Genomic DNA, 8,641 nt, shown 5'->3' with positions numbered 1-8,641 from the left:
GATCCAGTTTGACTGCCGTGGTAAACATCTCGATGGAATAATCCCAATTCTCTTTCGCCAGCGCTTCATTTCCACGTCGCCAGCAATCTGCTGCTATTTTTTTGTTTCTGTCAGATGTCATAAAGCTCTTCCGCTGTTAACCAATGCTGAAAAAACAATAGATGAATGGGCTGACACCTTATCTGGTTCATTTGATATGTCTGCACCCGATTCCTTCACTATCATACATACAAAGTTTCATACACATTTTCCAGCTTTACATCTTATACGATTTATTAACACCCTACCATCACAAGTTTTACCAAACCTCATATACATTCACACCGTAACCCTCAGAAACCTTCGTCACTGTGCTTGCATCTCAGATGACTGAATCCCACAATGAATCTAAATTAGTATCTCATATCTACTTCGAGACCCAATCAGTCTTCAACCTTGCCAGTCAAAAGATGCCCTGGAGAAATACCATGAAGCAATTCCCGCTATTTGCCCTATGCCTTACTCTTTTTGTGGGTTCACAGTTCAGTTTCGCAGACTCAAAATCACCGAAATGGGCTGCCACGAATGTGGAGGAGGCAGGACCTGACTTCCAGATTCAAGGAGAATATTCCGGAACTTTAGGGGAAGGAAGTGACACCCTCAAGTACGGGGTCCAGGTAATCGCTTTAGGCGATGGCACTTTTAGAGCGATTGGTTATCCAGAAGGTTTACCCGGTGATGGTTGGAATCAGGAAAAGAAAGTCAGTGCTGAAGGCATCAAGACCAACAATGTCATCAGCTTTAAGTCCGAGGATGGTCGTGGCGATCTCGAAAAGGGTAAGATCACCATTTTCGATGCGGAAGGAAATCAAGTTGGCGTTCTCGTAAAAGTTCAGCGTAAAAGTCCAACACTTGGTAAGAAAGCACCCGAAAACGCCACCATTTTATTTGACTCAAATGATGCTGAAAAAACCGTCCAGAATTTTATCAATGGTTCTCTTACCAAGGACAAGCTCTTAAAAGAAGGAGTGACCAGTAAACAGAACTTTAAAGACGGTCATCTGCATCTTGAGTTCCAGCTCCCCTTCATGCCACAAGCGCGTGGTCAGGGAAGAAGCAACAGTGGCTGTTATGTTTTGGGGCGCTATGAAGTGCAGATTCTGGATTCGTTCGGCCTGGACGGGAAAGACAATGAATGTGGTGGCATTTATAAGGTTGGAGCCCCCCGTGTGAATATGTGTCTGCCCCCGCTGTCATGGCAGACGTATGATATTGATTTCCAGTCTGCAAAATATGATTCCAATGGAAAGAAGACTGCTAAAGCCAGAATCACCGTCAAACATAATGGCGTGACCGTGCATGATAATCGGGAAATCGATGGACCTACACCCGGGGGAACCAATCAAGACGAAGCGATTGCCGGGCCTCTTTTTTTGCAGAATCACTCGAATCCGGTTCGATTCCAAAATATCTGGGTGGTCGAAAAATAACCCGTTTATTGAACACACAGAAGAATCTCATACTGTTCTCCCACTTCACTATCTTTAGGGCCACAACCTGATGACAGGAACAGAAAATCCGGTACAGGAAAGCACAGCGAAACCACTTAAGTTGCGTCTCTACCTGATGATGTTTCTTCAGTACTTTGTGCAGGGCTGTTATTTACCAATTATCACACTGTACCTGATCGATGCACTGGGATTTTCAGCTTTGCAAGTGGGAGTTTTTGGTGCGGCATTAGCAGTCGGGCCATTACTGGCGCCTTTTGTTTTTGGTCAGATTGTCGATCGCCATTATGCAACAGAGCGTGTGCTTGCATTCTGTCACCTCTCTGGCGGAATTATCATGCTGGTTTTGTTTGTACAACAGAGTTTCTGGCCTGTAGTGATTCTCGGCGTACTTTATTCTGTGCTCTATGTACCCACAATGATGCTAACCAACTCATTGACGTTTCAGCATTTAAAAGACAGTGACAAGGAGTTTCCACTGATCCGCTTATGGGGCACGATCGGTTTTGTGATCCCGGCGTGGTTAGCGGAAGGACTGTTTCTTGCACATCTCAAAGGCGATGAATTGAATACCGGACGAGGTATCGTTCTCGCTATGGCGGGTGTCGCAGGCTTGCTTATGGCGGGTTACTGTTTAACTCTCCCCCACACTCCTCCTGTCAAAAGTGATAAAAAAGATCTGGCGCCAGGAAAAGTACTGAAGATGCTCAAATATCGTCATTTTCTGATTCTTGTTGTAGTCGCATTTATCATCTCCATTGTTCATAAGTTTTATTTTCAATGGAACAGTCCTTTCATCAGTGCGATACTCAAATTTGGAAATGTGACAGGGGCCTGGGAACAACGTATCAGCTCGATAGGACAGGTTTTTGAAGTTCTGATCATGGCAGTTCTTGGATTCGGTATTAAAAAATATGGATTCAAAACAGTGATGCTTGTCGGCTTGCTCTCTTATATGGTGCGGAGCTTGGTTTTTGCCTATGCCTCTACACTGAGTGCTACTTTTCCGATGGCATTAACTCTCACCTGCTTCGGACAGGCAATGCATGGACTCTGTTTTGGATGCTTTCTGGCAGCAGCTTATATCTATGTCGATAAAGTATCGCCTCTCGATGTCCGTGGAAGTATGCAAACATTTTTCGGAACGTTTGTTTTCGGACTGGGGATGTTTGCGGGGGGATTTATCAGTGGATCAATCGGTGATTATTTTACTTCATCCGGAAAAGAAACTTTATTACGCACTCAGTGGAGCATTTCATCACAAACCGGAATTATAGAATTCACACAAAAGAATCTAACAGGAGAATCTGCCAACCTGCTGCGAGACTGGCCTGGTATCTGGTTGTGCAGTGCAGCGATTGCGCTGTTTGCAACGGTCCTGTTCTGGATACTGTTCCCCAATGCCGAATCATCCAATCGCCTGGACCTCACAGAAGAAGCTCCTTAAATGCCGTTTCATCTCTCTGAAAATGAACTCATCGGTGGCGCCGTTCTGATCTTCTCGCTATTTGGATTAATCAAAGAGCAATGGTTTCTGGCAAATACGAGAAAAGGAGAACGATTAACGAAATGGTTTGGACCATCGCGTGCTCTCTGGGTATTACGTCTCATTTTTATCACGGGATTGATTTTTGGGGCACTTCTTGCAGCGGGGATGATTCATCCAATCCAATGGGAATAAAAAGAGTCATCGCCGTCCGTGTTTCTCAATCAGCCTGCCAGAATGACACGCTGCCTACCTCGAATCATGACCTCATGAGCATGCCAGTTTGACAATTCCTTTATTAGATTTCCTCAAAACGGAAACAGAAAAATCGTGATAAATCACTTTGTGAATTGGTTTTACAACGCGTCTTATTGAATTCAATTAACTCATACTCAATGGTATGCCCTTTGCTAATCTATTTATGATTCAAGATACTAGTTCTTTCAATTTGAGGATTTGGGGAAATGCCGATTTTTCGCTGGGAGCAATCCTGGAACCCACTCAGGGATTTGGAACGTGAAGTAGACCGCTTGATTCAGGGCGTCGAATTCTCTGTCCAGGGGATCCGTATGCCCCGTCAGTACCCCGCGGTCAACATCTTTGAACTGGATCATGAATACCTCATTACCGCTGAACTCCCGGGAATGCAGGCTCAAGACCTGGAATTGACCATCGCCAATTGTGTACTCACTCTCAAAGGACACCGGAACCCACCTGTGATTGATGATGGTCAAATCTCTGAAGAACGCTTTCGACGACAGGAACGAACCTTTGGGGAATGGCAGAGATCAATTAGTATTCCCGACCGAATCTCAGAAAGTAATCTATCGGCAGAATTTAACGAAGGCATCTTAAAAATACATCTCCCCAAATTAGAAGAAGAACAGCCCCGACAAATTCCAGTCAGTTCCGGGGAATAGGATAACAGGATGAATCGAGAACATAACAATGAGGAACCGCATGAAATCGTGCATCCCGAACAATATGTCTTCACTCCGCCGATCGACATCTACGAGACAGATGAAGGGTTAGTCCTGTATGCTGATCTCCCCGGAGTTTCAGTCGGTTCGCTTGAGTTACAGGTTCAAGATAATAAGCTGACATTACTTGGAAAAGTCGAACCGCAAATCCCGGAAGGTGCGCGTTCACTGCATAAAGAATATGAAGTTGGCAATTTCCTGCGTTCCTTCATCCTGAGCGGAGAAATTGTACATAGTAGAATTGAAGCAAAGTTAGCGAATGGCGTGCTGCGTATTTTCCTGCCCAAAGCTCCCAAAGCGGAACCTCGCAGAATTCAAGTGAATACCGGTTGAACAAATTGAATATCGTTTTCAATTCAGAGAATGCTCACTGCTCTCGGGAGTGATTGTCTTCTACTGTTTCGCTTTGGAGGGAAGTAGGCCTTAAATCGTCTGCTTTGATCAATTGCTGATTTTTTTTCTGTAATTGGAGTGCTTCTTCACGATTCCCCATTAAGCCAGCGGCCCGCGCCAATGCGGAAATATACCTTCGATCCGTTTCTCGATTTGAATAAAGCGGCTTCAATAAATCATATGCCTGTTGACCCTGCTTTTGAAATATGAGTAAGTCTGCTTTGAGTAGCAAACTATCAAAATCTTGAGGATCGATGAGCAATGCCTGATCCAGATTCGAAAGTGCCTCATCAACCTCCCCTCGATTTCTATTGATCGATGCCAGATAACGCAGAGGTATGACCGAGTCAGGCCGCTGTTTAAGGCACCACAGGGATTCCCGTCGTGCCGTTTTCAGATCACCAGAGTAAAGTGTTGCATAAGCCAGATTCAAATGGGCCTGATACGATTCCGGGTCTAAATAGAGCGCCTGCTTGAGAGGAGCAGCCATTTCATTTATCCTTCCCGCGTATCGCAAAATCTCTGCAACCAACAAATAGTTCTGAGTCCGATTTGCCCCCAACTCGATACTGCGATTGGCATAATGGAGCGATCTGTCATAATCCCCTGCTTGAAATAAAAGTCGCGCCAAATCTTCAAAATAGCGGCTCTCCTCCGGATATTCGCGAACCAGCGTTAGCAAGGCTGGTTTTGCACGTGCCGGGAGATCCTGCTCCCGTGCGATATCTGCGATGGCTTTGACGGCTTCAAAATAGCGAGGATGGCGGGGCGTCACATGTGCGAAGTTTTCCAATGCCTGAAAGGGTGCTCGTTTTTGAATCAGTTGCCCTAATTGAAAATGCGCGAATTCATCGTCTGGGTGTTCTTGTAAATAGGCAATCAACTCTTTCTGCCTGGCTTTCTCCTGATTCCGTATCGAAGTCTGGTTCGGTTTGATCGGTTTTGCATGCTTCAACGAAAGGGAATCATTTTGGTCAAAGAAATAAAAAACGAGTAATGCACCCAAGCCAACGATCGCCACAATCGACCCGCCGGAAAAGAAAGGCCCTTTTTCATCTTTTGCAAATGGTTGAGGCAGATGATCTGGTTCTTGTGAAGTATTCATAATCATTTCTGTTTTTGAGGCAGATCTTGAGAAGCACTTGTTCCTTCTATTAATGTATAACGGTCTCCCGGTCGTAATCCAGACCAGATTTCTGTTTTCCCTTGAGGCCAGGTTACTTTGATGGAGATGAGCCCCCGATGATTTCCCAAACCAAGTAAAATCCAGCGATCGTCTGCCGACAAATATCCGCTGCTCCCCCTACAAAACCGTGTCAATTTTTTTGCCCCCGTGGTCACTTCGATTTTCGCACCAATGCCACTTCGATTGGAAGTCGATCCAATTAACTTTAATGCCAGGCTTTGATGGGATGTCTTAGAACGATTTTCTAAAAGAACCAGTTTTCCATTCAAATGGCTCACCGCCAGATCTGCCAATCCATCCCGATTCCAATCAGCGACAGCAGAGCCTCTTCCCACCTGCTTATCCTGAAAAAACGTCCCCGCGTTTTCTGAAATATCGTTAAACCGTACTCCACGATGATTCAGAAACAACTGTGGTTCCTGTTCATAGGGCTCATTTTTTCCCAGTTGAGCAAGTCGATCATGGACATGACCATTCGTCACAAACAGGTCTTGCCAGCCATCATTATTACAATCCAGAAATGAAGCCCCAAAACCCAATCGCACTCGACTGGCTGTTGCGAACCCTGTCTCATCTGTGACGTCGAGAAAAAAGAGAGAACCTTCATTACGATAGAGAGTATTCGTTTCGCCAAAATAATTTGTAACAAACAGATCCAGCAAGCCATCACCATTATAATCTGCCCCGGCAATACCCATGCCTGCTTCGCGGTCTCCGGAACGATTGAAGGCCACGCCGGCGATGAGGGCCTGATCGGTAAATACACCTCGACCGTTATTGATCCATAACTGATTCGCAACAGAATCGTTGGCGACATAAATATCAATGTCTCCATCTTGATCGAAATCTGTGGCAAAAACACCCAACCCCTGCCTGGCAGGTTCACTGTGTAATCCCGATTTTTTTGAGACATCCAGGAATGAACCGTTCCCCAGATTCTGATAAATCACATCATATTGTCCGGGCACATATCGAGGGTGACAAATGAAATACACATGCTTCCCATCATATTTGCGACTACAGATTGGATAGTGTTGCCGGTCAATCTTCAGATAATTCGCCACATACAGATCCAGCAGGCCATCGCCATTCAAGTCCGCCCAGGTGCAACTCGCACCATATCCGGGATCATCAACGTGCGCTGTTTGTGTGATCTCCGAAAATGTGCCATCACCATTGTTGCAATAGAATAGGTTCCTGCCGAATTGACTGACATACAGATCATCAAATCCATCATGATTATAATCTCCGACAGCAATCCCCATGGAATAACCTACGGAGATCAATCCTGCGAGCGCGGTCACATCCTGAAATTGACCGTGACTCCGGTTTTGACACAAACGGTTAGACAAATCCAACTCAGCGCCAGCACGATTCTTTTCGCGAGCGGTGTTCCACGCTTCCCCCTGACCACAATACAAATCGGGAAAACCATCATTATCATAATCGATCCAGCCCACTCCCGAACCCATCATCAGATGCAAGTGACGCTTCAAAGTCAAAGGAGACTGATGCTGAAACTTAAGCTGAGAGGCAACTGCAATATCCTGAAAAAGGATCTCCGATTGTTTTTCCTCAGCAGAAATGAAAGAAGCACTTAGAACCAACGTCAGACAACTGAAGCAATACACAACGGCTGAAAGTCTCTTCCACAAACAGGCTGAGTCTCTGCTAGAATGGAAATGGTTCATCCAATTTCGCCTCTGAGAGTTCGACCAGGAATTGTGATAACCGCTCCACCAGAATCTGCATCAACTTCTCCCCCTTTTCAGCGGTTGCCTGATGCGGATTACCCGAACCCGAATTGGTAGTCAATAAATGCCAGGGACGTGTAATGCTGACCCAGCCTTGATTCACAGCAGAAAACCGCGTCGCATTCGTCTCTCCCGCATCGGCATTCAAGACCCCGGTTTCTGCATTGCGTGAAACAAGGTGTGGAAAATAAGCCAGCGCCAATGAGGTTTCCATTTCGCCAGCATGATCATCCGGGTTCTCGAAAATATCTGATTTCACATCAGCCGATGTCCCTCGGAACCAGTCCGCGAGGAAAATTTGAACGGGCGTCGAACCATGCAACTCGCGCAATAACGGTTTAAAATCATTACCGCCATGACTGTTCAAAATCAACAGTTTGTGAACACCATGATTGGCTAATGAATCCACGAGGTCGGCGATGATCTGCCCCAGCGTAGAAGGATTCACATTCATCGACAGTGGAAATGCAGACTGATTGGTTTCCGTCCCGTAGGGAATGGGAGGCAGCATCACCACTTTCGCCCCCCGTTGATGAGCGGCTTCACAGACGCGCGAACCAATCGCGTCTGCCTCAAAAGTATCTGTTCCATAGGGAAGATGCAGATTATGCGGCTCGGTCGCCCCCATTGGCAAAACAGCCACTTGATAGGGATTCTCTTTCACATAAGCATAATTGATTTCGGATAAAATCCAGGGACGCATCGCAGGTTCAGACGCCACTCATACTGCTCCTTATTTATCATGACGTAAACAATTCAGAGGGAAACTGCTTTCATTCTAACAAGGCAGGACTCGTACCTCATTCCACCTGAACCAGATATTTCAATTATATACATTCTTCTCCTATGTTTCTCTGTACTGTAAATATTTCTCTGTGTAACCTTATATTAAGAATCATTTTCCCCTGAAGGAGTTTATAGAATGGCAAACTGGTACGTAAAACGCGGCTCTCAAACAGCGGGTCCTTTGACTCTCGAGCGTTTAAAAGAACTCGCTACACAAGGCAAAATCCAGAACACAGACCAGGTCCGCAAAGGTGAGGAGGGTCAGTTTCAACAGGCTGGCCAGATTCCCGGATTGATTCCCGCAAAAGACTCCGAAGCCTGGGACGAATTCGAAGCAAATACTCAATCACAGTCCCAAACGACTGCACCGAAAAAAAATAATACGGCTCTCATTGTCATACTCGCGATTTTCGCGGGAGGTGGTTTGCTGATTATTCCCATTTTGATCGCATTGCTTTTGCCAGCCGTACAACAGGCCCGAAATGCGGCCCGCCGTTCGACTTCGAAAAACAACTTGAACCGATATTTCCCATTTGGGTTGAGCCAGGAATCGATCCAGGCTCGAATCA

The 8,641-nt window shown here is 45.8% G+C and carries 9 protein-coding genes; 6 read left to right on the top strand and 3 right to left on the bottom strand.

The features are described from left to right. Positions 1-467: 467 nt before the first annotated feature. From Q0668_RS16825 to Q0668_RS16805, 5 genes are all read left to right on the top strand, one after another. Complete coding sequence (locus tag Q0668_RS16825; protein ID WP_298866716.1) at positions 468-1,469, top strand: DUF1080 domain-containing protein; 1,002 nt, start codon at positions 468-470, stop codon at positions 1,467-1,469. A gap of 70 nt (positions 1,470-1,539) precedes the next feature. After that, positions 1,540-2,934, top strand: coding sequence for an MFS transporter (locus tag Q0668_RS16820; protein ID WP_298866714.1), 1,395 nt, complete (start codon positions 1,540-1,542; stop codon positions 2,932-2,934). Beyond that, positions 2,935-3,168, top strand: coding sequence for a hypothetical protein (locus tag Q0668_RS16815; protein WP_298866712.1), 234 nt, complete (start codon positions 2,935-2,937; stop codon positions 3,166-3,168). A 269-nt stretch (positions 3,169-3,437) separates the two neighbouring features. Beyond that, the gene (locus Q0668_RS16810; RefSeq protein WP_298866710.1) at positions 3,438-3,893 is read left to right on the top strand and encodes an Hsp20/alpha crystallin family protein; all 456 of its coding nucleotides are present in this window, start codon (positions 3,438-3,440) and stop codon (positions 3,891-3,893) included. A gap of 9 nt (positions 3,894-3,902) precedes the next feature. Next, positions 3,903-4,286, top strand: coding sequence for an Hsp20/alpha crystallin family protein (locus tag Q0668_RS16805; RefSeq protein WP_298866708.1), 384 nt, complete (start codon positions 3,903-3,905; stop codon positions 4,284-4,286). Between the two features lie 34 nt (positions 4,287-4,320). Here the strand turns inward: Q0668_RS16805 and Q0668_RS16800 are convergent, their stop codons facing one another. Genes Q0668_RS16800 through Q0668_RS16790 form a run of 3 tightly spaced genes read right to left on the bottom strand, consistent with a single transcriptional unit; the run spans position 4,321 to position 8,007 of the window. Continuing rightward, positions 4,321-5,451 (bottom strand): tetratricopeptide repeat protein, encoded by a 1,131-nt coding sequence (locus Q0668_RS16800; protein WP_298866706.1) that lies wholly within the window; start codon positions 5,449-5,451, stop codon positions 4,321-4,323. A 2-nt stretch (positions 5,452-5,453) separates the two neighbouring features. Continuing rightward, on the bottom strand, positions 5,454-7,223 hold the full coding sequence (locus tag Q0668_RS16795) for a CRTAC1 family protein (protein ID WP_298866704.1): 1,770 nt from the start codon (positions 7,221-7,223) through the stop codon (positions 5,454-5,456). Further along, entirely contained in the window at positions 7,204-8,007 is an 804-nt protein-coding gene (locus Q0668_RS16790) for a creatininase family protein (protein WP_298866702.1), read from the bottom strand. The genes Q0668_RS16795 and Q0668_RS16790 overlap by 20 nt, the downstream gene beginning before the upstream one ends. A 201-nt stretch (positions 8,008-8,208) precedes the next feature. Here Q0668_RS16790 and Q0668_RS16785 point away from each other — a divergent pair. Further along, the coding region (locus Q0668_RS16785; protein ID WP_298866700.1) for a DUF4339 domain-containing protein at positions 8,209-8,641 on the top strand (433 nt) is incomplete at its 3' end.

This window comes from uncultured Gimesia sp. (assembly GCF_937910335.1).
Classification (GTDB): Bacteria; Planctomycetota; Planctomycetia; order Planctomycetales; family Planctomycetaceae; genus Gimesia.
Note: the sequence above shows the minus strand (reverse complement) of the source record. Positions and strands in the feature narration are given on the sequence as shown.